The 23,517-nt window shown below is 61.7% G+C and carries 23 protein-coding genes, 1 tRNA gene and 2 pseudogenes; 14 read left to right on the top strand and 12 right to left on the bottom strand.

The features are described 5' to 3' along the window. The first annotated feature begins 173 nt into the window (after positions 1-173). The 4 genes from deoC (at position 174) to ftsH (ending at position 6,096) form a co-directional block, all read left to right on the top strand. On the top strand, positions 174-1,103 hold the full coding sequence (deoC, locus tag ACG873_RS21055; protein WP_394893628.1) for a deoxyribose-phosphate aldolase: 930 nt from the start codon (positions 174-176) through the stop codon (positions 1,101-1,103). Positions 1,104-1,108: 5 nt separating this feature from the next. Further along, positions 1,109-3,493 carry an aldehyde dehydrogenase family protein gene (locus ACG873_RS21050; protein WP_394887309.1) on the top strand — a complete coding sequence of 795 codons (2,385 nt, stop codon included), beginning with the start codon at positions 1,109-1,111 and terminating at the stop codon, positions 3,491-3,493. Positions 3,494-3,625: 132 nt separating this feature from the next. Further along, positions 3,626-4,081, top strand: a complete 456-nt coding sequence (locus ACG873_RS21045; protein WP_394887308.1) for an RbsD/FucU family protein — start codon at positions 3,626-3,628, stop codon at positions 4,079-4,081. 149 nt (positions 4,082-4,230) lie between these two features. Further along, positions 4,231-6,096 (top strand): ATP-dependent zinc metalloprotease FtsH, encoded by a 1,866-nt coding sequence (gene ftsH, locus ACG873_RS21040; RefSeq protein WP_394887306.1) that lies wholly within the window; start codon positions 4,231-4,233, stop codon positions 6,094-6,096. Positions 6,097-6,368: 272 nt separating this feature from the next. On the opposite strand, the gene ACG873_RS21035 is transcribed toward ftsH, so the two are convergent. Further along, positions 6,369-7,247, bottom strand: coding sequence for an aldo/keto reductase family oxidoreductase (locus ACG873_RS21035; protein WP_394887304.1), 879 nt, complete (start codon positions 7,245-7,247; stop codon positions 6,369-6,371). Positions 7,248-7,341: 94 nt separating this feature from the next. Between ACG873_RS21035 and ACG873_RS21030 the strand changes: the two genes are divergently transcribed. From ACG873_RS21030 to ACG873_RS21020, 3 genes are all read left to right on the top strand, one after another. After that, positions 7,342-8,253, top strand: a complete 912-nt coding sequence (locus ACG873_RS21030; RefSeq protein ID WP_394887302.1) for a LysR family transcriptional regulator — start codon at positions 7,342-7,344, stop codon at positions 8,251-8,253. Positions 8,254-8,660: 407 nt separating this feature from the next. Beyond that, the gene (locus ACG873_RS21025) at positions 8,661-9,035 is read left to right on the top strand and encodes a hypothetical protein (protein WP_394887300.1); all 375 of its coding nucleotides are present in this window, start codon (positions 8,661-8,663) and stop codon (positions 9,033-9,035) included. A 288-nt stretch (positions 9,036-9,323) separates the two neighbouring features. Next, complete coding sequence (locus ACG873_RS21020; protein WP_394887299.1) at positions 9,324-10,112, top strand: DUF899 domain-containing protein; 789 nt, start codon at positions 9,324-9,326, stop codon at positions 10,110-10,112. A gap of 52 nt (positions 10,113-10,164) precedes the next feature. On the opposite strand, the gene ACG873_RS21015 is transcribed toward ACG873_RS21020, so the two are convergent. The 4 genes from ACG873_RS21015 to ACG873_RS21000 all read right to left on the bottom strand — a co-directional run bounded on the left by ACG873_RS21015 (position 10,165) and on the right by ACG873_RS21000 (position 15,543). After that, positions 10,165-11,595: a DUF2235 domain-containing protein gene (locus ACG873_RS21015; RefSeq protein ID WP_394887297.1), complete on the bottom strand. Its 1,431-nt coding sequence runs from the start codon at positions 11,593-11,595 to the stop codon at positions 10,165-10,167. 51 nt (positions 11,596-11,646) lie between these two features. After that, complete coding sequence (locus ACG873_RS21010) at positions 11,647-13,728, bottom strand: transglycosylase SLT domain-containing protein (RefSeq protein WP_394887296.1); 2,082 nt, start codon at positions 13,726-13,728, stop codon at positions 11,647-11,649. A gap of 81 nt (positions 13,729-13,809) precedes the next feature. Then, on the bottom strand, positions 13,810-15,399 hold the full coding sequence (locus ACG873_RS21005; protein WP_394887294.1) for a hypothetical protein: 1,590 nt from the start codon (positions 15,397-15,399) through the stop codon (positions 13,810-13,812). An 18-nt stretch (positions 15,400-15,417) separates the two neighbouring features. After that, positions 15,418-15,543, bottom strand: a complete 126-nt coding sequence (locus tag ACG873_RS21000; RefSeq protein WP_394887292.1) for a hypothetical protein — start codon at positions 15,541-15,543, stop codon at positions 15,418-15,420. Positions 15,544-16,685: 1,142 nt separating this feature from the next. Here ACG873_RS21000 and ACG873_RS20995 point away from each other — a divergent pair. The 5 genes and pseudogenes from ACG873_RS20995 to ACG873_RS20975 all read left to right on the top strand — a co-directional run. Beyond that, positions 16,686-17,429 (top strand): annotated as a pseudogene (locus ACG873_RS20995) (MFS transporter); the annotation flags it as partial. Between the two features lie 10 nt (positions 17,430-17,439). After that, a complete protein-coding gene (locus ACG873_RS20990; RefSeq protein WP_394887290.1) occupies positions 17,440-17,838 on the top strand; it encodes an HK97 family phage prohead protease in 399 nt (132 codons plus the stop codon). A 321-nt stretch (positions 17,839-18,159) separates the two neighbouring features. After that, positions 18,160-18,462 (top strand): hypothetical protein, encoded by a 303-nt coding sequence (locus ACG873_RS20985; RefSeq protein WP_394887288.1) that lies wholly within the window; start codon positions 18,160-18,162, stop codon positions 18,460-18,462. A 9-nt stretch (positions 18,463-18,471) separates the two neighbouring features. Next, the gene (locus tag ACG873_RS20980) at positions 18,472-18,726 is read left to right on the top strand and encodes a hypothetical protein (RefSeq protein WP_394887286.1); all 255 of its coding nucleotides are present in this window, start codon (positions 18,472-18,474) and stop codon (positions 18,724-18,726) included. A gap of 14 nt (positions 18,727-18,740) precedes the next feature. Further along, complete coding sequence (locus ACG873_RS20975) at positions 18,741-19,001, top strand: DUF982 domain-containing protein (protein WP_394893626.1); 261 nt, start codon at positions 18,741-18,743, stop codon at positions 18,999-19,001. 234 nt (positions 19,002-19,235) lie between these two features. Here the strand turns inward: ACG873_RS20975 and ACG873_RS20970 are convergent, their stop codons facing one another. Beyond that, entirely contained in the window at positions 19,236-19,427 is a 192-nt protein-coding gene (locus ACG873_RS20970; protein ID WP_394887284.1) for a hypothetical protein, read from the bottom strand. Between the two features lie 355 nt (positions 19,428-19,782). Here ACG873_RS20970 and ACG873_RS20965 point away from each other — a divergent pair, with 355 nt between their 5' ends. Then, entirely contained in the window at positions 19,783-20,088 is a 306-nt protein-coding gene (locus tag ACG873_RS20965) for an exopolysaccharide production repressor protein (protein WP_394887283.1), read from the top strand. 166 nt (positions 20,089-20,254) lie between these two features. Here the strand turns inward: ACG873_RS20965 and ACG873_RS20960 are convergent, their stop codons facing one another. Next, on the bottom strand, positions 20,255-20,401 hold the full coding sequence (locus ACG873_RS20960) for a hypothetical protein (RefSeq protein ID WP_394887281.1): 147 nt from the start codon (positions 20,399-20,401) through the stop codon (positions 20,255-20,257). Between the two features lie 258 nt (positions 20,402-20,659). Further along, on the bottom strand, positions 20,660-20,917 hold the full coding sequence (locus ACG873_RS20955; RefSeq protein ID WP_394887279.1) for a helix-turn-helix domain-containing protein: 258 nt from the start codon (positions 20,915-20,917) through the stop codon (positions 20,660-20,662). Positions 20,918-21,009: 92 nt separating this feature from the next. On the opposite strand from ACG873_RS20955, the gene ACG873_RS20950 reads away from it, so the two are divergent. Next, positions 21,010-21,195 (top strand): hypothetical protein, encoded by a 186-nt coding sequence (locus ACG873_RS20950; RefSeq protein WP_394887278.1) that lies wholly within the window; start codon positions 21,010-21,012, stop codon positions 21,193-21,195. 182 nt (positions 21,196-21,377) lie between these two features. On the opposite strand, the gene ACG873_RS20945 is transcribed toward ACG873_RS20950, so the two are convergent. The 4 genes and pseudogenes from ACG873_RS20945 to rpmB form a co-directional block, all read right to left on the bottom strand. Continuing rightward, a complete protein-coding gene (locus tag ACG873_RS20945) occupies positions 21,378-21,815 on the bottom strand; it encodes a MucR family transcriptional regulator (RefSeq protein ID WP_394887276.1) in 438 nt (145 codons plus the stop codon). A gap of 268 nt (positions 21,816-22,083) precedes the next feature. Beyond that, positions 22,084-22,160: transfer RNA gene (locus ACG873_RS20940), tRNA-Arg, on the bottom strand. Positions 22,161-22,275: 115 nt separating this feature from the next. Beyond that, a complete protein-coding gene (locus ACG873_RS20935) occupies positions 22,276-22,953 on the bottom strand; it encodes a queuosine precursor transporter (RefSeq protein WP_394887275.1) in 678 nt (225 codons plus the stop codon). A gap of 133 nt (positions 22,954-23,086) precedes the next feature. After that, a pseudogene (rpmB, locus tag ACG873_RS20930) lies at positions 23,087-23,381 on the bottom strand (50S ribosomal protein L28). Between the last annotated feature and the right edge of the window lie 136 nt (positions 23,382-23,517).

The following is a 23,517-nucleotide window of genomic DNA, read 5'->3' as shown; positions in this document are numbered from 1 at the left end:
ATCCGGCGGATGCTCTTTACGCCGCCCGCGCAATAGGTTCTGATCGGCCAGGGAGAGCCAGCTTGGAAAAAGCCGCAAGACACGCAGCGCTTGACGAACCCCGCCGCTTGGCGGTCGCCGGCGCGGCCGGCCATGCCATCCCCGGGTTCAACGGATGGCCGCGCAACGAGGCGATGGATCTCGACCTCTCCTGGGTGCTGGACACGCGGGTCAATCTTTCCGCGAGCGAACGGCGCGTCGCGAGTCTGCCCGGACGCCGGACCGTCAAGAAGGATGCGCAGGCGGCGTGGCTTCTCAAGGCCGTGACCTGCATCGACCTGACGACGCTGAGCGGCGACGACACGCCTGAGCGCGTGAAGCGGCTTTGCGCCAAGGCGATGTCGCCGGTGCGGCACGATATCCTGGAAGCGCTCGGCATGGGAGGCCGCTCCATCACCACCGGCGCAGTCTGCGTTTACCACCGGTTCGTGGCGACTGCCATCGAGGCGCTGGGCTCGTCCGGCATACCGGTCGCCGCGGTCTCGACCGGCTTTCCCGCCGGCCTTGCGCCGCATGACGTGAAGCTGCGCGAGATCGAGGCGTCCGTCGCCGACGGCGCCCGCGAGATCGACATCGTCATCACCCGTGAGCATGTGCTGACGGGAAACTGGAAGGCGCTCTACCATGAAATGCGGGACTACCGCGCGGCCTGCGGCGACGCCCATGTGAAAGCCATTCTGGCGACCGGCGACCTGAAGACGCTGCGCAACATCGCCAAGGCATCGCAGGTCTGCATGATGGCCGGTGCCGACTTCATCAAAACCTCGACAGGCAAGGAAGGGGTCAACGCCACGCTGTTGGTCACGCTCACCATGCTGAGGGCGATCCGCGCCTACGAGGAGCGCACTGGCTTCAAGATTGGCTACAAGCCGGCCGGCGGCATTTCCACGGCGAAGGACATTCTGAACTACCAGTTCCTGATGAAGGACGAGCTTGGCCGCGAATGGCTGGAGCCGGACCTTTTCCGCGTCGGCGCGTCGAGCTTGCTCGCCGATATCGAGCGCCAGCTCGAGCATCACGCAACTGGTGCCTATTCGGCCTTCAACAGACACCCGATCGGATGACCGAGATGACTGTCGCAGAATATTTCGACGAAATGTCGTATGGTCCGGCGCCGGAGGCCGACACCGAAGCGCGGGCATGGCTGGCGCGGCACAAGTCTGAGTTCGGCCACTTCATCAACGGCGCTTTCGCACCTTCCGCGTCAGGCAAGAGCTTCGAAACCTACGAACCCGCCACCGGCGCCGTGCTGGCAAGGATCGCGGCCGGCGAGAGCGCCGATGTCGACAGGGCCGTCGCCGCGGCCCGCAAGGCGCAGGGAGCATGGGCGAAGCTGCCTGGCCATGCCCGGGCGCGCCATCTCTATGCGCTCGCCCGGATGATCCAGCGCCACGGGCGGCTGATCGCCGTAGTCGAGGCGCTCGACAACGGCAAGCCGATCCGCGAAACGCGCGACATCGACGTCCCGCTGGCGGCGCGGCATTTCTACCATCATGCTGGCTGGGCGCAGCTACAGGAAACCGAGTTCGCCGACCAGGTTCCGGTCGGCGTGGTCGGCCAGATCATTCCGTGGAATTTCCCGTTCCTTATGCTTGCCTGGAAGATCGCGCCGGCGCTGGCGCTCGGCAACACGGTCGTGTTGAAGCCCGCCGAATTCACTTCGCTGACGGCACTTCTCTTCGCCGAACTCGCGGTGGCGGCCGGCCTTCCCGCCGGCGTGCTGAACGTGGTGACCGGCGAGGGCGAGACTGGGGCGCTGATCGTCGATCATCCTGACATCGACAAGATCGCCTTTACCGGATCGACGGAGGTCGGCCGCATCATCCGGGAACGCACAGCGGGCAGCGGAAAGTCGCTGACGCTCGAACTCGGCGGCAAGTCGCCGTTCATCGTTTTCGACGACGCCGACATAGACGGCGCGGTCGAGGGCGTTGTCGACGCCATCTGGTTCAACCAGGGCCAGGTCTGCTGCGCCGGATCGCGGCTTCTGGTCCAGGAAGGCGTCGCCGATCTCTTCCACCAGCGGCTGAAGCGCCGCATGCAGACGCTGCGCGTCGGGCAGCCGCTGGACAAGTGCATCGACATGGGTGCGATCGTGGCGCCGGTGCAACTGGACCGCATTGAGAGGCTGGTCCGCAAAGGCGTTTCCGAAGGGGCGACCCTGCATCAGGCGAAAATCGAACTGCCCACGGGCGGCAGCTTCTTTCCGCCGACGCTGCTTTCCGGCGTCCAGTCGACATCGATTGTCGCCACGGAGGAAATCTTCGGCCCGGTCGCTGTATCCATGACCTTCCGCACGCCCGAAGAGGCGGTGCAACTGGCCAACCATTCACGCTACGGCCTCTCCGCGAGCATCTGGAGCGAGACGATCGGCCTTGCGCTCAACGTTGCGGCGCAACTGGCGGCGGGTGTCGTCTGGGTGAACGCCACCAATCTCTTCGATGCAGCCGTCGGCTTCGGGGGCAAGCGCGAATCAGGCTTCGGCCGCGAGGGCGGGCGCGAAGGCTGCTACGAGTACCTGAAGCCGAAGGCCTGGATCGGCCGCAAGCCGCGCGTCGCCGCCAGCGTTCCGCAGTTGAAGCCTGTGGCCGGAGATTTTGCCGTTCCAACGCTGGACCGGACGGCGAAACTGTTCATTGGCGGCAAGCAGGCCAGGCCGGACGGCAATTATTCCCGCGCCATCGTCTCGGCCAAGGGCAAGGTTCTGGGCGAAGTGGGCGAGGGAAACCGCAAGGATATCCGCAACGCCGTCGCGGCCGCGCGCAGCGCCTCCGGCTGGGCGAGCGCCACGCCCCACAATCGCGCGCAGATCCTCTACTATATCGCCGAGAATCTGAGCGCCCGCGCCGACGAGTTCGCCGGCCGCATCGCCGCCATGACCGGCGCGTCCGTTGCCGGCGCGCGGGCGGAGGTCGATGCGTCGATCTCGCGCCTGTTCAGCTACGGCGCATGGGCCGACAAATTCGAAGGCGCGGTGCACCTGCCGCCGCTCCGGGGCGTGGCGCTGGCCATGCCGGAGCCGCAGGGCGTGGTCGGCGTGATCTGTCCGCCGGAGGCGCCGCTGCTGGGGTTCATAAGCCTTGTCGCGCCACTGATCGCCACCGGAAACCGTGTCGTGGCTGTTCCCAGCGAGCCGCATCCGCTGGCCGCCACGGACTTCTACTCGATCCTCGAAACGTCGGACGTTCCGGCCGGCGTCATCAACATCGTCACCGGCTCGGCCGACGAATTGGCCAAGACGCTCGCCGCGCACAACGACGTCGATGCGCTGTGGGCGTTCGGAACGGCCGAACTTTCGACGATGGCGGAAAAGCTGTCGGCGGGCAATTTGAAGCGGACCTTCGTCGACTACGGCAAGGCGACCGACTGGATGGACAGGACAGCGGCTGAAGGCACGCTGTTCCTGCGCCGCGCCGTCGACGTGAAGAATGTCTGGATTCCCTACGGCGAATAGGGAGACTCGGCCGTTCCGGCGGGATATTACCCGGACGACGTCGGCCGCGACGGGGAATGGCCAGGGCCCGCGGTTTCCAAATGCGCTCCGTGGCCGATTTGCCGCGGAAATGACTATATTGGGAGGACTTTAATGCTCAAGAATATCGATCCGGCCTTGAATGCGGATGTGCTGCACGCGCTGCGTTCCATGGGTCACGGCGACACGCTTGTCGTTTCCGACACCAATTTTCCTTCCGATTCCATCGCCCGCCAGACCCGGCTCGGCAAGCTGCTCAGCATCGACAACGTTTCGGCGGCGCGCGCCGTCAAGGCCATCCTTTCGGTGATGCCGCTGGACACGCCCCTGCAGCCCTCCGCCGGCCGCATGGAGGTCATGGGCGCGCCGGACGAGGTTCTCCCGGTCCAGAAGGAAGTGCAGGCGGAGGTCGACCGCGCCGAGGGCAAGCCGGCGCCTATGTATGGAATCGAGCGCTTCGCCTTCTACGAGGAAGCCAAGAACGCCTATTGCGTGATCACCACCGGCGAAACCCGTTTCTACGGCTGCTTCCTCTTCACCAAAGGCGTGATCCCGCCCGAAGCCGTTTGAGCGGAAGCGCCTGACCGTTAAAGGCAGGCCCGGCAACGGGGCCTGCCTTTTTCCCTTGGTACGCTACATCCAACACATGACCTCCCCGCAGGAGAGGCCGACTGGCCCCGCTCCTGGCGTGGCGATGAACCTGTCGGATAGGGCTTGCCATGGACCTGAACAGGAAGACGCGGTTCAACCTATGGTACTGGGTTGCCGCTTTTTTCGGATTGCTGCTGTTCCAGTATTTCTTCACCACGGCCCAGCAGGTGGCGCAGATTCCATACAGCGAGTTCGAGACGCTCATGCGCGAAGGGCGCATCGCCGAGGTCGCCGTTTCCGACAATTTCATACAAGGCCGGTTCAAGGAGCCGCTGGAAGGCCGGTCCATGTTCGTCACAACGCGCGTCGAGCCGGGTCTGGCGCGCGAATTGCAGCAGCACGGCGTGGTTGTCACGGGCCAGATCGAGAGCACGTTCCTGCGCGATCTCCTCTCCTGGGTGGTTCCGGTCGCGCTCTTTGCCGGCGTCTGGATATACCTTCTCCGGCGCGCGGGCGGCGGCATGGGCGGCGGCCTGATGCAGATCGGCAAGAGCAAGGCCAGGATCTATGTCGAATCGAATACCGGCGTCACTTTCGACGACGTGGCGGGCGTCGACGAGGCCAAGGACGAGCTCAAGGAGATCGTCGAATTCCTGAAGGATCCGTCCGGCTATGGCCGCCTTGGCGGGCGAATGCCCAAGGGCGTTCTGCTTGTAGGCCCGCCGGGGACGGGCAAGACGCTGCTGTCGAAGGCGGTTGCCGGCGAGGCCAGCGTGCCGTTCTTTTCGATCTCCGGCTCCGAATTCGTAGAGATGTTCGTGGGCGTCGGCGCGGCGCGTGTGCGAGACCTGTTCGAGCAGGCGCGCGCCAGGGCGCCCGCGATCATCTTCATCGACGAGCTGGACGCGCTCGGCCGCGCCCGCGGGATTGGTCCGCTTGCCGGCGGCCATGACGAGAAGGAGCAGACGCTGAACCAGCTCCTGGTCGAACTGGACGGCTTCGATTCCTCGACCGGCCTGGTGCTGCTCGCCGCAACCAACCGGCCGGAGATTCTGGATCCGGCATTGCTGCGTGCGGGCCGCTTCGACCGGCAGGTCCTGGTCGACCGTCCCGACAAGACGGGGCGAATCCAGATACTCGATGTGCACCTGAAGAAGGCGAAACTCGCTTCGGACGTGGATGCCGAGAAAATCGCCGCATTGACGCCCGGCTTCACGGGCGCCGATCTCGCCAACCTCGTCAACGAAGCGACGCTGCTGGCCACGCGCCGCAGAGCTGACGCCGTGGCGCTCGACGATTTCAACAATGCGATAGAGCGGATCGTCGCGGGTCTGGAGAAACGCAACCGGCTGCTCAATCCCAGGGAACGCGAGATCGTCGCCTACCACGAGATGGGCCATGCGCTGATCGCAATGGCGCTGCCCGGCGTCGACACGGTGCACAAGGTCTCGATCATACCGCGCGGAATCGGGGCGCTTGGCTACACCATCCAGCGCCCGACCGAAGACCGCTTCCTGATGACGCGCGAAGAGCTCGAGAACAAGATGTCGGTGCTGCTGGGGGGCCGGGCCGCGGAGTGGATCGTTTACGGCCATCTGTCGACGGGGGCGGCCGACGACCTCGCGAAAGTGACCGACATCGCGCGCGCCATCGTGACACGCTATGGCATGACGGACCGGCTGGGGCATGTGGCGCTCGATCGGGACCGGCGGTCGCTGCTGACGCCGAACCAGCTTTCGCCGGGTCCCGAAGAGCGGCAGTATTCGGAGACCACGGCCGCCGCCGTCGACGAGGAGGTGCGCAAGATCGTCGACGAAACCTTCGACCGCACCGTCTCTCTTTTGCGCGAAAGGCGGGACGTGCTGGAGCGCTCGGCCAGGCGCCTGCTGGAGAAGGAGACGCTCGACGAACACGAGATGAAGGCGCTCGCGGGCTCCTTTGCAGCCGGACATGACGAGGTGGCTCCGGAAGCGAAAAGGAAAGGACGAAAATGAGCGGAATGGTGAACCGGGCGGTCTCAAGCCGCCTCACCCGCGTATTTCAATTCGAGAAGGCTCAGCGTGCTTTCCCGTTACGAGGCGGCATTCCTTAGTTCCGCGTGCATCAGCCGCTCAATCATGCCCAAGAGAGCAAAGGACCGGATCGGGCTGGAAAACGGACAGTTCCAAGCACCACCACGCTCTCAGCTTTCCGCCCGATTGCGAACCGCCCGCTACGCCACAATTTTGCGAAGCAAGCGGATCGCTAACAACTTTTAGTCCGCCCTTCAGGCGGCGATGCTTGTCGCGATGCCATCCAGTGTGTCGAGCGCATCGTTCGGCAGATCGAGTTCGGTCGCGGCGAGATTTTCCCGCAGATGCATGACAGAGGAAGTGCCGGGGATCAGCAGGATGTTCGGTGCGCGGCGAAGCAGCCAGGCAAGCGCGACCTGCACGGGCGTGACGCCGAGGCGTGCGGCGACGTCGGACAGGATGGACGATTGCAGCGGGTTGAACCCGCCGAGCGGAAAGTACGGCACATAGGCGATGCCGTCGCGGGCAAGATCGTCAATCAGGGCGTCATCGGCCCGATGCGCCAGATTATACTGGTTCTGCACGCAGACGATCTCAGCGATCTTGCGTCCTTCCGTGATCTGCGTGGGCGTGACGTTGCTCAGCCCGATATGGCGTACCAGACCCTGCCGCTGAAGCTCGGCCAGAGGCGTGAGCAGCGCCTCGATCGACCCTTCGGCGGGGACGTAGGGGTCGAACATGAGGCGAAGATTGACCACGTCCAGCACGTCGAGGCTGAGATTGCGCAGATTGTCGTGCACCGCCTGGTTCAGTTCTTCGGGCGAGAAGGCCGGGAGCCACGATCCGTCCGCGCCGCGCCGCCCGCCGATCTTGGTGACGATGACGAGATCGTCGGGATAGGGCGCGAGCGCCTCGCGGATCAGCCGGTTAGTTACGTGCGGGCCGTAGAAGTCGCTGGTGTCGATATGGTTCACCCCTTTTGCGACTGCCTCACGCAACACGGCCAATGCCGCGTCGCGATCCTTAGGCGGACCGAATACGCCAGGTCCTGCGAGCTGCATGGCGCCGTAGCCGAGCCGTTTTACCTGGAGATCGCCGAGGGCGAAGGTTTCGGATTGGTCGATGCTGGTCATGATCTTTTCCCTTGTCAGACAAGGCGCAGATAGGCGTTGCTCGGGCGCACGATAACTAGCTACAATCGGCACAGGCTGTGCGAAGTGACGAACAATGAATGTCGATCTGGGTGACCTGAACGCTTTCGTGGCGGTGGCGCGCGCCAAGGGCTTCCGCGACGGCGCACGCCAGAGTGGAGCCAGCGCGTCAGGCTTGAGCGAGGCGGTTCGTCGCCTTGAGGCGCAGCTCGGCCTCAGGCTGCTCAACCGGACGACACGCAGCGTCGTCCTGACGGAAGCCGGTCATGGCCTGCTGGAGCGGCTTGGCCCGGCGTTGACCGAGGTGGAGTCGGCACTCGACGTGGTGAATGGCTTTCGCGATCGGCCGGCAGGCTCGTTGCGCCTGAACGTCTCGGTCAGCGCGGCGCGGCTAGTGCTGCCCGGCATCGTTCCGCCGTTCCTCGCCGCCTATCCCGGCATCCGGCTGGAGGTGCTCGCCGAGGAGAGTTTCGTCGACGTGCTGGCGGCCGGATGCGACGCCGGCATCCGTTACGAGGAGCGGCTGGAACAGGACATGATCGCGGTGCCGATCGGGCCGCGCGTCCAGCGCTTCGCCACCGCCGCATCCGCGGCTTACCTCGATCGTCGCGGCCGGCCCGAACACCCTCGCGATCTGCTCGGCCATGCCTGCTTGCTCGGCCGCTTTCCCAGCGGTGCTCTGACGACGCCATGGGAGTTCGAGCGCGACGGCGAGGTGGTGCGGGTCGATCCAACGGGGCCGCTGATCGTAGGGCTTGGCGGAGCAGCCGATCTCGCCGTCGATGCAGCGATCGCCGGCGTTGGCATCGTGAAGCTGTTTGAGGACTGGCTGCGTCCGCATATTGACAGCGGCGCCCTGGAACCCGTCCTGGAACCCTGGTGGCAGGACTTCTCGGGGCCGTTCCTCTACTATCCCGGACGGCGTCTCGTGCCGGCGCCGCTGCGTGCATTTATCGATTTCATCAAGGCGTCGGCCGATCAGTCTTGACGTTTGCCGTCACCCGCACGAGCCTTGCGACCTGGCATTATGCGATGCGCCTTTACCCGCTCGTTCTTGGGTCCGGCACCCGGGAGACGACGCCGGCAGGACGATGAGAAGCAGCGCAACCCACATCAGGCAAGACCGCCATCCGGCTCGGCATTTCCCACCGCAGGAGACGATTAAGGTCGCCGGCCGGGTTGAAACTGCGCGCCCTCACGCCACCTCTCTATTCTGAGTTGCCGGTTCGGCCTCGCCCACCGGCGGTTCGCTTCCGCGGATCGGATCAAGTGAAAACCAGCAAAAAGGCCGGGGCGTACAGGATGATCTTTTGCCATGTTCGAACTTCCGCCCTGTTGGCCCTCTTCACCGGCGTTGCCGCACTGTCTTCGTGTGCCGACAAGGAGGCTGCAACCGTGGCCGTTGCGCGCACGGCATTGCTCGGCCTCAGCGAGGTCGACATACGAATGTGTGCCGGCTTCCCATCGCGTACGGTCGACATCGAGTCCGGCCAGATCTGGACTTATGAACGCGCGATCAATCGCGGCGGCTTGAGCGTTGCCCTGCCCACCGTCGGCGTGGGCGCCTTTCCGGGGCTCGGCGGTTCGGTGAACGTGGCTCCCGGCGGCTATTGCAACGCCCAAGTGCGTTTTGCCAACGGCCGGGTCGTCGATATCGCCTATGCCGGCGACAATGATCTGCCACGGGGCCGCAATGCGCTCTGCACGACTGTCGTCGACGAATGCGTAACCTATGCCCGCACGCCGCATCCCGCCGTAGAGGAGAGGTAAACGCAACATGCTGTGGCTCCCGCGCACGGGGGCGAATCCTCTATGACGACCAACGCTGGAGCATTGTCGCGAAACGCCACGCGGTTCAAGACGCCGGGGGATCACCCGCTGCGAGCGCACGCGCCGCGGCTGTAATCAGCGACTCCATCGGAATGCCGCCACACTTGTTACTCCCACTGTTCGATTTCCGCTGCCACACTATCTCACGACCAGCAACGAGAGCAGCGAATGGAATCGCGCTTCAGCCACGAGGCGCGGGAATTCGCCCGGATCAGGAGTTTCAAAGCCATGACTACATCAGCCGAGAGAAAAGGCGGACAGGCTGCCATGCACAAACCGCCGGTGGTGTCGCCGCAGGAATGGGAGGCGGCCCGCGAGAAGCTGCTCGTGAAGGAAAAGGCCCAGACGCGCGCACGCGACGCGTTGGCCGCCGAGCGTCGGCGGATGCCATGGATGGCCGTGGAGAAGGAGTATGAGTTCGAGGGACCTGAGGGCAAAAAGAGCCTGCTCGACCTGTTCGACGGACGCCATCAGCTGATCATCTACCGCGCCTTCTACGAGCCGGGAGTGTTCGGCTGGCCCGACCACGCCTGCCGGGGCTGCTCAATGATAGCCGACCATGTCGCCCACCTCGCCCACTTGAACGCTCGTGACACCACGCTTGTCTTCGTCAGCCGAGCGCCTCAGGCGGACATCGCGCGGCTGAAGGCGCGGATGGGCTGGGAGATGCCGTGGTTCACCATCACGGATGACTTCGACAAAGACTTCGGCGTGGACGAGTGGCACGGCCACAACGTGTTCTACCGCGACGGCGACCGCGTGTTCCGCACCTACTTCATCAACAACCGCGGCGACGAGCAGATGGGGATTACCTGGAACTACCTCGACATCACGCCGCTTGGCCGGCAGGAGGTCTGGGAGGATTCGCCGGAGGGCTATCCTCAGACACCGACCTACAAGTGGTGGAACTGGCACGACAGCTACGACGCGAACGCCGCGCCCGACAAGAAGTGGGTCGAGAGCGTCAACGTCGGCGAGGCGGCGTTCCGGAACCAGGACGCGGGCAAGAAGCCATGAGCCAGGCCTGTTCCGGTGGGTCCGATGGGCGGCGGCGGCTGGTCTGAGGGGTTCATGAGGCGCCGGAAGCTTTGTAATGACGCTTCACCAGCTGATGGTCCCTCAACGCTTCGGGCCGATAAGGCTTCAGCGTGTTGTACTGTAGCACCTCGGGCAACTCGAAGCGGTCGATAACGGATTGGTGCAGCTCGGCATCGGGACGGACCTTGCGGACCAGAGTTTTGGTGTGCCTGTGGACACCGTTCCTTTTCTCGTCATGCTGCGGGCCGGCTGCATCGGGGAAGAGGCTCAACCAGGCTTGATCATGGACCAGTCCGACGGCCGTCGCGGCGTCCAGCATCCATTTGAGCGCCGTGTCCGAAAGGCGTGAATCGTTTTCCGGATAGCTGCCCCCGACATCGGAATGGTTCCCGGCGAACCAGACCTGCCCAAATCTCCTGACGCCGTTTTCATCGACTCCCTGGTCGCCTATCCACCGAACCGGGTTGAATTCGGCACGGTTCTCGTCGATCGAGATCGCGTGCCGGGCATAGGGGACTCGCGACGACAGCTTGAAATCGTGGAACCGCATGCGGAATTCGGTCCAGTGCCTGGTCTGCCGGGCCCTGTAGCCCGGCAGGGGGCCGGGAGCCTTCAGGTGTTCGCCTGTGTACCAAATCGCTGCGAGGACAATGGCAAGGCCGCCCAGAACTCCTGCCCACCAAAGAAAGGAGAAGGCAAGGAACGACAGTATCCAGGAAGCGGCCATGAGGATGGCGGCCGACAAGGCTACGAGCATGCCGAGCGCCTGCGGATTGGCCAGCGAAGCAACCGTATCGAATACCCCGATGAAATACGGAACGGTGTTCGACATGCCGCCGTCGCCCGATCCGTATTTCTCCCTGAATTGCGCGGCCAGCAGGTCGCGCTGTTCCAGGCGCATCAGCTGCTCGGGAGTGGCTTTGTCCCGGTATCTTGAACTTGTGAACTGGTAGACATCCTTTACCGCCTCCCTTGCGATACGGATGGTCGAGGTCTCATCGCGCAGGAGCGGCGTGCCGTCCGGCATTCGGGTCGGCACCCCGCAATAGGTGAGCACCCCGCCCAGCGCCCTGACCGTATATGCCCCACGGCTGAACCCGAACAGAAAGATCCTGTCTCCCGGCCTCCACATCCTTATGATGGCTGCGTAGCACTGGATCATGTTCAAGGTCAGACCCAGCCCGGTTGCCTGGCTGATGAGGTTGTGGAGCCGGCGGAACAGCCTGAGGAATACATTGCCTTCGATTGGTTCGGTGCCGACGCCGGGGTCGTAGAAGGCCAGCTGTGCGGCGGGATTGACCGAATACTCAGGCCCACATCGGGTCGCCCGGAAGAGCTTGTAGATGTTGCTCCGGTTTTCGTCGAAAAAGATTCCGCCGCGCTGTCCCGTTCCATCCGCGAAAACAACAATGTTTCTTGGCATCGCTTCCTCGCCGAGCAGCCCTTCGGCTGGCGTTCCCATCCTCGATATCCTCAGACTGGAACGCCAGCCTCCCGAATCCAGCGCGATTGACTATACCATTTCGCTGGGCCGGATGATCCTGGCCACTTCGAAGTGCATCCCGTCCGGCCGCTTGTTGAAATGGCCGCCCCAGGCGAATCCGAACCGATTGGCGATCGGAACCAATTCTCGCACGCAGCCTTTCGCTCCCATCTCCGCTGGCTCCTGGCCCAGCGGATTGAATTGAGCGTTGATGTCGAATGCCGTTCCGAATGCATGATTGCTGAGGGTACGTGTGCTCCCGCGGATAAAGCGCGGCACAAACGAGCCATCAAAGGTCAGGATGCGGTCCAGAAGCCCTTCTTTCTCCCACTGAAGCCACATTGCGATCAGTTGATCGGCAGCCAGTCTGTGGAATTCGAACTCAAGCGGACCGTTCCGCCCAAGGACGGATTTAACCGGGATGCTGACCTTGATGATGTTCTTCTCCGGCCAGTCGTTTGTGATCCGAATGTTCTCCTTGTTTCCGGGTTTCGGATCGGCAACAAACGTGAAGGCGCCAAAAAGCCTTTGACGTTCCGCGGTGTCGACCAGCGGGGAAAGGTCAGAGCGCGGTGCGGAGTCGGCCAGTTCCATATCGGAGCTCTGGCCACCCATGGCAGACGCAAAACTGGGCACGGCCGGGTCGGCCGCCCAACCATCTTCCGTCGCCACAATCATGCAATCCGAGAACCAGGCCACGAACTTGTCTATGTGCTTGCCGGTCCCGCGAGGATGGCAGACCAGCTTCCAGCGGTTGGCGTCTGCCTCGTCGCGACGCAGCGATCCGGCGTTGTAGGCGGCTGCAACCAGAGGAGGATCGAACCATGTCGAGCTTCTCTGCTGGGCGATGTAGGCTGTCCCTGCTTCGATGGAGGTCCGGGGGTCGAACAAGTCGTCGCTGCGCAAATTCTTTCGACCGGTCGCGTTGCGGGCTGTTGCTACGAGTGTCTGCATCAAGCCGACGCTCTCGTCATTTATCCGCGGTTCCGGCCGCCGTGCATTCGGGTCGCCGGAACTCTCGGTCGCGATTGTTGCGACGATCAATTCGACGGGTACGCCGTACTGCTTTGCAGCCGCGGCGCAAAGCGCCCCATAACGCTGCCAGATGGTCCGGACGGTCGTAGGCTTCCCTGGCGTTCCCTGCGCGGGGGCTTCCTCGATCGAGATGCCCCTTAATGAAAGCGCCCAGCTGACGCTGTCAGGGAAATGGCGATGAGGCTTGACCAGACCCGGGAGAAGTTCGTCCAGCAGGCCGGAAGGGGCCGGCTTGGCGGGATCGCCGGTGGGTTCGCTGTCGCGCTGTTCGTCTGGAGCCTCCTGCTTCGGGGTCGGTCGTTCAACGCTGCCCCGAACGACAACGTCCGTCGCCCTGTCGAGAACTTCCGAGGCCTGAGCGGATTGTCTGGTCTGAATTTGGGCGACGAGTTCATCCTTGGAACGAGAACTCTGGGAGGAGCCGAGCCAGAAGCTCATTACCGTAGCAAACGCCGCCGTCAGCGTGCCGACACAGATATTTATTATCTGAAGAACAAAATCACTGCGTACCGGAGCAATCGTTGAAAATTGAACGTCGGTTAAATTTGCAAGCCCCATACCAGCAGGAACAACAGGCAGCGAAGTCAATTCAAGACTGTTTTTGTTGAAGATAAATAAACCCAGTACTACAAAGAAGCCGACTGTCACTATCATGGAAAGGGTTGGGGCAACCCACGCCACAGGCGATTGCGCAGAGCTCAGGTCTCTTTGCAGGATTCTCGCTCCGCTGCGGTCCTCCCGGTCGACCCGACGGCTGTCGAGCTCCGTTTGACGCCTTTGACTCTCAAACTCGGCGCGAATCTTTAGATCCGCGAGCGCGGCTTCGCGCTGGCGCTGCTCATCGTCGAGCCGAACTTTGGTCTCATCGAGAGCGATCTGCGCCAGTTTCTCGCGCAGGCCCTCCGCAACCTGCGGATTCTGGGTCAACTGCTGTTGTGCCTGGACGGGATCCTTGGTCTTGACAGACTCGGTCACCGCCCTGGTGACGCGATCTGCTACCGTCCCGGCGCGATCACCTGCGATCGCCTTTATTATTTCGGGAAACAGAGTTGCAGCAACTGCGATAAGAGGGCTCATAGCTCATCCTCCAGAATTGGTCGCGATCACTGAGGTCCTGGCCAGAGCCATACCCCCGAAAACTCTTGGTGTGCGTTCGGCCTACTCGCCTGGCGGGACAGCCGGAGCCAGTGGAGGATCCACATGGACTCCCGCGAACTCCATCACCGGGCTTCGAGACAGATCCTGCCCGCTGCGGACCGTCGGCGATGTTTCTGCCTGACGTTTGCACAGAGCAGCGCATGCGAATGCCATGAATGCCGCCGATACGTTGATGACGACCATCAGGACGGCCAAGTCCGCGCCATTGGGACCAAATGGCACTTTGAAATTGTGCTGCACCTGCGCCGCTGCGTAGAAAAGCGCAGCCAACGCCACCCCCGCCACCAGGAGCGAGATCGTGGATGCAGTCCTCCACCTCCCCTGCGTGCGCTCGTCCATATAACGCAGCAGCACGAAGCAAACGAAGAGGGATATAAACGAGTGAAGCAGGTAGAAGGGCAGATTGAGCTGAATGAAGCCTACGAAGCCACTCGCCTTCCCTTTGTTGTATGCCCCGAAGTCAAAGAATGCCTGGAAGATGTCGAAGAGGACTATGGCCATGACCGTGAAGGCAAAAAGGCCAGCGTAGCGGCTGAAATGGGCAGCTATTCCGGCAATTGGCTGAGGTTTGTCCACAGTAGCCGTCTGTGCCCGGCCAAAGGCGCTCACCCACGCCGCCAAAGCAAAGCCGGTGGCCAGAAAGATCGGTCCAGCCTGCGATATGAGGTACTGACCGGAGAACGAAAGATTGTTCGGCCAGAAATCGTGCTTGGCTCCAGCGCTCAGGAACCGGGCCGCCGGACCGTCAAATACCGGAATAAGGTTCCACAAGAATGTCATCCCGACAAAGAACAGAGTGCCGCCCGCTAGAAAGGCCTTCGGCCAGCCGGGATTCGGAATCATGGAAACGCGAAGGTCGCCGGCCAACCGGGCCAGGGACGCTACGCCGCTCTCCCGCACGGTCGCGAGCGAAGCCACGTCGACGAGCTGTCGCGTGAGGATTTTCAGCTCCCGCCGCGTTCCCTTCTGAAGCTCGGCTTCATCGTCGAGCTTCAATCGAGCGAGGTGAGCCCGGTAGAACTCCGAGTCGGCGTAAGCATCTATGCGTTCCACCCAGGCGTCGCCGATCAACACCTGAAGCTCCCTGGCCAACTGCTTCGTATCCTGGCTCCGCGTGAATATCTGGTTGGCGAAGAAGCTCGATGCGCTCATGACCCGGCTGGGGACTCCCATCCAGGCATGGAACAGGTTCCGCTGCACGTTCCCGATATTGGAAAGCAAAGGAATGCCCGGCTGAGTAAAGCCGATGTATGCTGCCGCGATGTAGAGAGGATAGTTGACGGAACCGACGAACGTCTCAAGGTCCTCGCTCGGCGACGCACCGGATACCTGAGCCCAACCGAGCAGGATGGTGGGAGATATTTTGCACAGAATGAAATAGATGACGAATGTCGCGGCCAGGAAGGCCGCGAGCGTAGCCAGATAGGTCTGCCGTCCGGCGAAGTCGATGGCGCGCAGATTTGGAATCAGCGCGGAGCGCGCCGCGAAATCCGGGTCCGGCGAACTGAGTTCGCTGAACTTCGCGAACTGGTATGCGCCGAGCACGGCGGCGCCGAACCAGAACTCGGTCGAGAGGAGCAAGTCCGACATGGCATTGTCCTCCCTCGCTCACTGAGGACAAACGCCGTTCGGACACTGCTGCGCATGGGCTTCGGGCGTTGCCTCGAGAAGGGCCGCCGAGCCGATCAGCGCGGACAGGAATCCGAAAACCAGAAAAGCTTTGAACGATTTCATGCTGGCCTCCCTTGAGGGTGCACATGGCCTCGCTACTTGAAGTAACGAGCATGCGAGGGTTCGGGGGAGCTGAAAAATTACTATGCCCGAGCTCGGCGCATGTCGAACTATACGACCCAAGTCTCCGGTGGTCTGTGGGATTTGCCACACATATTTTATCTATTAGGCAACATAAGCTGCCTACAAGATAGCTCATTATTACCGGCGGCATGCGGTGTAGTTATAGTTCGATTGGGATGAGCGAGTGTACAAGATCTGAGCGGACAGCCACTTAGGCTGCTGCTGACTTAAAGTCCGTCCAACTGGAAATAGACGTGTCTATGAGTATTCGTCGGCGCGAGGTCGAAACACGCATCGTCCATCGCAGGCGCCGGACCAAAGAGTAAACCTGCCGACCGTGTTCTCGTCGACCTGATCCGCCGGGCTCATCTTCTGCTGCGCCGCCTGACGGACGGCTCAGATGCAACGCTCGCCCAGCTTTCCGCCGAAAGCGGCATGCACATTGCCGGCAACCCGCAAGCTTGCGTGCAGACGATCTTTCATTCCCTTGGCGGCTGAAATTCGGCTCACGTCCCATTGCGGAAGTTCGCTTGGCCCCGCCTAGACTCACGCTCTTGACCCTTTCGAGACCTTCCGAGGCCGATTTTCCTTCCCGGAACCGGACGTTAAGCGCAACCAGTAGCTGCCGTTCATGAGGCGAAATCGAACCTCGAAAGCGGAACCTTTCGGGCAATTGGAAATGATGATCTTTGTTACCCTTCGTGAACTCAATTACCCACCGGAAAGCAGACCTTCGTCAGCAATTCAGACCCAGAGACGGCCTACGTTCGCCTTGCCCGGGGATGACAGCGCCGAGGAACTACCGACTTCGTCCGCTGCGACTTCGCGGCTTGAAGGGCAAGAAAGAAACTGGAACGAGCCGCGCGACCATCTGACCTTTCAGGCCACCGTCAGACGCCCATGACCGTTCCTGACCCTGTACAGAAGAGGGGGACGGTTTCCAGTCGCCATTCATGGTCCGGATCGATAAGTCCAAGTGGATTGATCTGTCTAATGTGATCGAGATAGGGACGCTATTTTCCTGGGCGAGCGGTGAACTGGCGGCGTGAACGAGCCGCCTGCCGCTTGTCAGGACGCCCGTCATGGAAACCACCTACGACACCCGGATTTTAGATGACCGCACGGCGTGGGGGGCGGTGCTGTCGATGGCGCTGTGCGTCGCCGTGCTGATTGCATCGGAGTTCATGCCGGTCAGTCTGCTCTCTCCGATCGCGGTGGACCTCAGCATCACAGAGGGCCGGACTGGCCAGGCCATCTCGATCTCTGGCGCCTTTGCCGTGGTTACCAGCCTGCTGGTCGCCGGCCTTACGCGCCGGATCGACCGCAAGCTTGTCGTGACTGGCCTCACGGTGCTCCTGATCGTTTCCGGTCTCGCGACGACCTTCGCGCCGAACTTCGCGTTCCTGATGGTCGGTCGTGCGCTCCTTGGTGTGGCGATCGGTGGCTTCTGGTCGATGTCGACCTCGATCGTCATGCGCCTCGTATCGGAAGACCGCGTCCCGAAGGGTCTCGCCATGCTGAACGCGGGGAACGCCATCGCGGCTACGATCGCCGCTCCGCTGGGAAGCTTTCTCGGGGCCTATGTCGGCTGGCGCGGCGCCTTCTTCCTTGTAGTCCCGCTCGGCCCGCTTGCCCTGGTCTGGCAATGGATCAGCCTGCCGCCGCTGCCTCCGCGCGGCAGGAGGGCATCCGGCAACGTGCTGGCGCTGCTTGGCCGCCGCCCTGTCGCGTTCGGCATGGCTTCCATCCTGTTCCTCTTCATGGGTCAGTTTGCGCTGTTCACCTATCTGCGCCCGTTCCTTGAGAGCGTCACTGGAGTCGGCATTTTTTCGAGAGATGAGGATCTCCGGATATGGAACGCTTTTCGGCGTTTGCACCAACCAAACACACATCATCGGGGCTGGCGCCTTTTCCAACCTGATCCGAGACGGCTGGCACCCTCAAATGCTACTTGGCCACGAGGGCGAGGAATGCGGCAAGTGGATCAAGATCGAGGAGGACGACCACGGATTGTTCGTAGTCGGAGACATCGATGAGACGACCGAACGCGGCCGCCTGGCCGTTCGGATGGTAGCGGATGGCGATGTGGGCGCTCTATCGCTCGGCCCGAAACGGGCCGTTCAAAAGCCGATTGCGCCCGGCGTTTCCTACATCCCAGTGGTGCTCGACCTCACAGAGTTGTCGCTCGTCACCATTCCGGGGTGTCCGGGGGCGTTGATTCAGTGTTTTGCCTGAAGCGGCGAGGGCGAGGCACGAAAAAAGGCCGGCGCACCGCGGAGTGGGGTGGGGACGCACGCCGGCCTTCCGCCATATGGGATATGGGCAGGGTTGATTATACGTCAGTGCAACCCTGATTTATGCTTAGCCATTCGAATGAGCGAGCCCATTCGAATGGCACGCGCAGCACTCAACCCAGCGACCGGTCGGGAACGCTGCACCGATGATTGATATGTATTTCCGGATAAGTTGCTGGACGCGAAGCTAACGACACTCTTCTGCGTGGCGCGTAATAGAATTGCGCATTGTGCGAGGTAGATACGTACGGGAGTTCACGAAATGATCGCAAAGATCAAAGGCGAAGCTCGGCGCCAGATGATTGTGGAGGGGTACGTTAACAACGAACCATTGAAAGATATTGCGGCCAAGATTGGCTGCTCACTGGCGAGTTTGAAAGCCAGCGCCAGTAACCTCGGCTGCACCCGGACCCCGAAAGAGGCGGCGGCATTTCGGCGTGGATTTCATGTCCCGGAACACAAGCGGGATGATTACTATCAACTGATGATCGCTGGGAAGTATCGTGCCCACGAGTGCGCGCTGATTCTGGGGCTTTTAGGATCGGGATCAAGAAGTCCGCAGTGAGATGTGCAAATGCCCCGACGCTACGATACTCAAAAGGATCCCGACGAGCTGTGGACGGTGTACGATAAGTTCACCGGATGGCCCGCCGAACTGGACGGCCTTGTTCTAACTGGGCTAAGCGAGCGGGTCGCCAAAAAGTTCGTTGGCACGCTTAGCCTGAGGGACCACATCGACCGAATGGCCAAGGGGTATTCTGTAAAGAACGCGCGCTGGCTAACCAGCCGGCGGGCGTTTGGCTGGGCCGCTATACTACTGCGGAAATGATCCGAGAGACCTAAATCCAGAACATAAAGCGCGCGGGCCAGGTTCAGCACATAGGCAGCGCCCGCAAGGCAGCCGAATGGCTGCTCAACGAATGGCCTACCGAGATTGACACCGCCAAGCAACGCGCTGCGCGGAAGGCCTGCCTGGAGGCGTTTGAGGGTCAGCGCGAGGCAGCGGCAGCTCGCAAGGCGTTTCGTAAGGCCGCCGAGGAGGCGGGCATATTGATCGGCGACGACAATCGGCCGCCGACACGGCTCGCGAAGCGCAAGCGATAGCCTAGGTTATATATGCGTCAAATTCCTCGATCGACGCAAAGCTCATAGGGCCGGTCATCGTTTCAGCCACCACCGATCCGTCAGTGTAGTTCGTCATTGGTCAAGCTTAGAAGCATTCCGATGCCGCTGAGACATGCGAGCACGACACCTATCACGAGAACAGCCTGGCCCATCTCTCCCCCCAAGAGCGAAGCATCACTCAAGCGCGTCCAACGCGCAAGCGTCGCAAAGCAACTACCCCGCCAACGCCAACCCAACGGCTATGCCAAGGCCGATAGCCAGGCCGGTCAGGAGGTTGCCGAGAAGCTGGAACAGCAACACTCGGGCACCGGTCGCGCGCCACTTAATGCGGGGAGCAAGGTTAGCGAGCATTTCACCGCGCTTGCGAAGCAACCCTGAGATCGTGTTTTGGTAGCCAGTGTCCATGATACCATCCGCTTGCATGGTCCCTTGAATTACTCCCGGGGAAAGACCGTGCGGGGCTGGCGCTCTTGGGGACAAAATGGGTAGCGTCAGCCGCCGGGACCTTATGGGAGCCCGTTAGGCAGTCCAGCCCACCCGGCCGCTCCGGGGGAACGACCGTGCACACGAATTGTAGCAAGCCATGCGCGTTTTAAGGGTCCGCCGAAAAGCTTAGTTTATCCATAGCCCATGACGTGGTGATCTCTGTTATCCGCGTGCGGCTCCCCTCAGGCACGCTGTGCGGGCGATGCTTCGCCTAGAGGAATTTGCGCATGACTTTGGACGCTCGAACGCGGGTGAGCGGCACGGCGGGATAGAGATGTCCTTTCTGCTGTTCCTCCGCGGCCTTATCGTCGTGCTTTTGGTGTTTGCGGTCACCACTTATGTGGTTACGCAATCGCTCTGGACGACGTTCATCCAAACCGTGATTTGCGCGGTTCTGGCACAGATCGGCTATTTTGCCGCGGTCCTGTTCCTTGTATGGCGGTCGGCCGGCACGCGGAAGGTTGACGACAGCACAGCAAAGAATGAAGCCGCGCAAGGCTCGCCGACCAATCGCCAGCCGGCAGGCAAGGTCGGCCGGTTGCCTGGCGTCCCGCGCTCGCACCATCCACGGAGACGTTAGGTTTCCAAGCCGCATAGCGAGCGCGCGCTCAGACGCTCGCGGCCTGCCGCGGCGGCGGCGAGCCGAGCAAGCCAGATCCGATTTCGTCCAGGCGGGCGCGGGAATTGCGGCATTCTCTCCGAACGGGACGATCTGCGGCCGCACTGACATTGGCTGGCCCGTCGACTTACCCAGCCAGCGCCAACCCAACGGCGATTCCGAGTCCGATGGCGAGGCCGGTCAGGACGTTGGCGGCAACGGTCACGGCCGCGGCGCGCCAGTCGAATGGCTGGCGCTGAAGCAAGTCGGCGAGTTCGTCAAATGTCTTTTCCATACACAAATCATTGATCGGGTCGCGTTTTAAGTAAAGTCTCAAAATGCGAGTTAGATAACTTTTTGGGAACTAGGCGTTTTCGCCTATTAGACTTATGGAATATGCTAAATCGCCTAGATAGCGTGCCTGTTGCTTCTGTCGTGTGAATGTTTTAGCTTGTGCTCGGCGCTTCGGATCGGGAGCGCTGGTTTCGACGAACCGATTGTCGACGCCTCGGCAATCAAGGCGCGCTCTAACTTAGCAATAGAGGCGCGCCTTTTACGTTCGCAGCCGCACTCCCGGCCCGCCTGCTACGCATTGGTCATCGTCAAGGAACACCACGCCTGCCGATTCGAGCGCCTGTTTGACGGCGAGCACGTTATTCACATAGCCGGATACACGATCGGCTGCTGCTTCCATTCGGCGAAGGGTTGGTGCGGAGATGCTTGCGCGTGCCGCGAGATCGGACTGCCCGATGCCGAGCAGTGCTCTGGCGGCAGCGATTTGCCTGCCTGTAAGATGATTAATTTCGTTCATGGTGATAGATATCGCTTGACCCCCGTCGAATGTCAAGGCACGTTAGCAGTTGATCGATACCGATCAAGTTTTAACCTTAACGGGGTGGCCAAATGAACGTGCATGCATCAAGAGATGACACAACGGACCTGCCCCTTGGGGCATGCGTTTTGATTCCCGGCATAATCGTGGGCAGATCGGAATTTCCTGGCAAGGGACCGACCTACTTGGTTGAGTTCGACCGAAAGGGTGAAGCCGTGCAGGAATGGTTTCACGGCGACGATCTGGACGAAGATTGACACCCCCTCAGCCCAGACCCTCCGGAAGCCCGCTTCGGCGGACTTTTTTCTCGTCGGAGAAAAATGCCCGGCCGGTAGGGGTGCGGGGGGACAATATGGCGCCGGCCGGGCTGTTCGGCGGATTGCAGTCGCCGATGAACTATACTGGAAGCGAAAGGGGGCGGAGTTGAGGCGCGCCGCTTCTACGCAGCCTTCCGACCACGGCCTTTAGGTTTTTGGCCTGGCTTACGTCCCAACCCCATCTTCTTGGCCAGTTGCGAGCGCGCAGTAGCATAATTTGGCGCGACCATCGGATAGTTGCTCGGCAGGTTCCACTTGGCCCGGTATTCGTCCGGCGTCATGCCGTAGGTGGTCATAAGATGGCGTTTCAGCGACTTGAACCGTTTGCCATTTTCAAGCGAGATTATGTAGTCCGGCGTCACCGATTTCTTGATCTGAACGGCCGGCGTTTGCGGTTCGACCTCCGCAGGGACTACGGCGGCGCCGTTGACCTGGCCAAGCGCTGTGTAGACGTCAGCAATTAGCTTTGGCAGTTCGCTGGCCGGGACGGGGTTGTTGCTCACATAAGCGGCCACAACGTCGGCCGTGAGTTCGATCTGCAATTCGCTTTTCTCGGTCAATTCAATTTCTCCTCAGCCGCCCGCGCGGAGTTGTTTAGCCGCGAATGCGAGGGGAGGCAATTGCCGCATGCCGAGTCGGCAACCAGTGGTGTTCAGACAAGTCTCACCCACAGTGTACAGTGTCCGGCTTGCCGCGGATTTTATGCGCCATTCATGCGCCAGCGAATCCCGGCCAATCCTTGGAAAAGCGCGGGAATGCGCGGTAATTCTGGTAAACAAGCGGCGCATGATGATCGACGGCGAGCATCTACTAAGTATTTGATATTATTGGTGATCCCGACTGGATTCGAACCAGTGGCCTACAGATTAGGAATCTGTCGCTCTATCCTACTGAGCTACGGGACCGACCGAGACGACACATAATCGCTTCGCGCGCTTTCGCCAAGCCTTCTCGCTCCACCATGACGGCTCTGAGTATCTCTCCGCAAAGGGGCGAAAAGGGGGAGATGGAGCTTTGTCGCTATGCCAGCGCCGGCTGGCTCCAGCGCGCTGCGATCAGACGGTAGGGGATCAGCGCGAAGATGGCGATCAGGAGCTTCACCGCCAGGTCGCCCAGCGCCCAGGACATCCAGCGCGCCGCCTCGACCGGCAGCACGCCGAGCAGCGGCGCGGCTTCCAGGGCAAATGCGTCGTCTGGGCCGACAAAGGCGAAGGCCGCCGAGAACGCGACGATGAAGAACATCGCGGTGTCGAGCACCGATCCGGCGAGCGAGCCGATCACCGGCGCGCGCCACCAGCTTTGCCGGCGCAGCCGGTTGAAGACGGTGATGTCGAGCAACTGGGCCAGCAGGAACGCCGAGCCCGATGCGATCGCGATGCGCGCCAGCCGGTCGGCCGCGGTGTCGAAGCCGATCAATCCGTAGCGGAACATCAGCGGCGGGACGAGAACCGAGCAGACGACCGCCAGCATGAACCCGGCGAACACCACGCGGCGCGCCATTTCGGGGCCGTAGCGGCGGTTGGCAAGGTCGGTGACCAGGAAGGCGAACGGGTAGGTGAAGGCGCCCCAGGTCAGCAGGTCGGCGAGCGAGAATGCGCCGATCTGCCCCGCGACAGGGAACTGGACCAGGATGTTCGACGCTACGACGACAAGCGCCATGGCGGCCACGAAGGGCAAATATGCGGAAGAGAATTTCATTTTTTTAACCTGGGTGATGGAACCAGGGAGCGGCCTTGAAAGACTGCGCTCCGTGAAACGAAGCCCGATCTGTTTCGATGCACTCGGAACGGATCAAGCTCCGGGCGGTTGTCCCCCGCCCGATAAAGCTAAATCAGGCGGCAGCCTTCTCGGCGGACTTCTTGGCGATCTGCTTCTTCAAAAGGCGCGCGCTGCGAAAGCTCGGCGATATCGGCCTTGGCCAGGAAGGCATCGAGGCCGCCGCGATGCTCGACGGTGCGCAGCGCGTTGGCCGAAATGCGCAGGCGCACATTCTGGTTCAACGCCTCGGAGATCAGCGTCACATTGAGGAGGTTCGGCAGGAAGCGGCGACGCGTCTTGTTGTTGGCGTGGCTCACATTGTTGCCGGACATAACGGCCTTGCCGGTCAGTTCACAAGCGCGGGACATTTTTCAAGCTACCTTCAAATCTCGAACGGGCCAAATGAACGTGGCGCACCAAAAAGGGTGGCGCGCAGTCTCGTCAAGCGGCCGCATGGAAGAGTTGGCGTTCCATAGTGTCATTTTCGGGAAGCGTCAACCCCGG

The organism is Allomesorhizobium aridi (genome assembly GCF_043769475.1).
Taxonomy (GTDB): Bacteria; Pseudomonadota; Alphaproteobacteria; order Rhizobiales; family Rhizobiaceae; genus Allomesorhizobium.
Note: the sequence above shows the minus strand (reverse complement) of the source record. Positions and strands in the feature narration are given on the sequence as shown.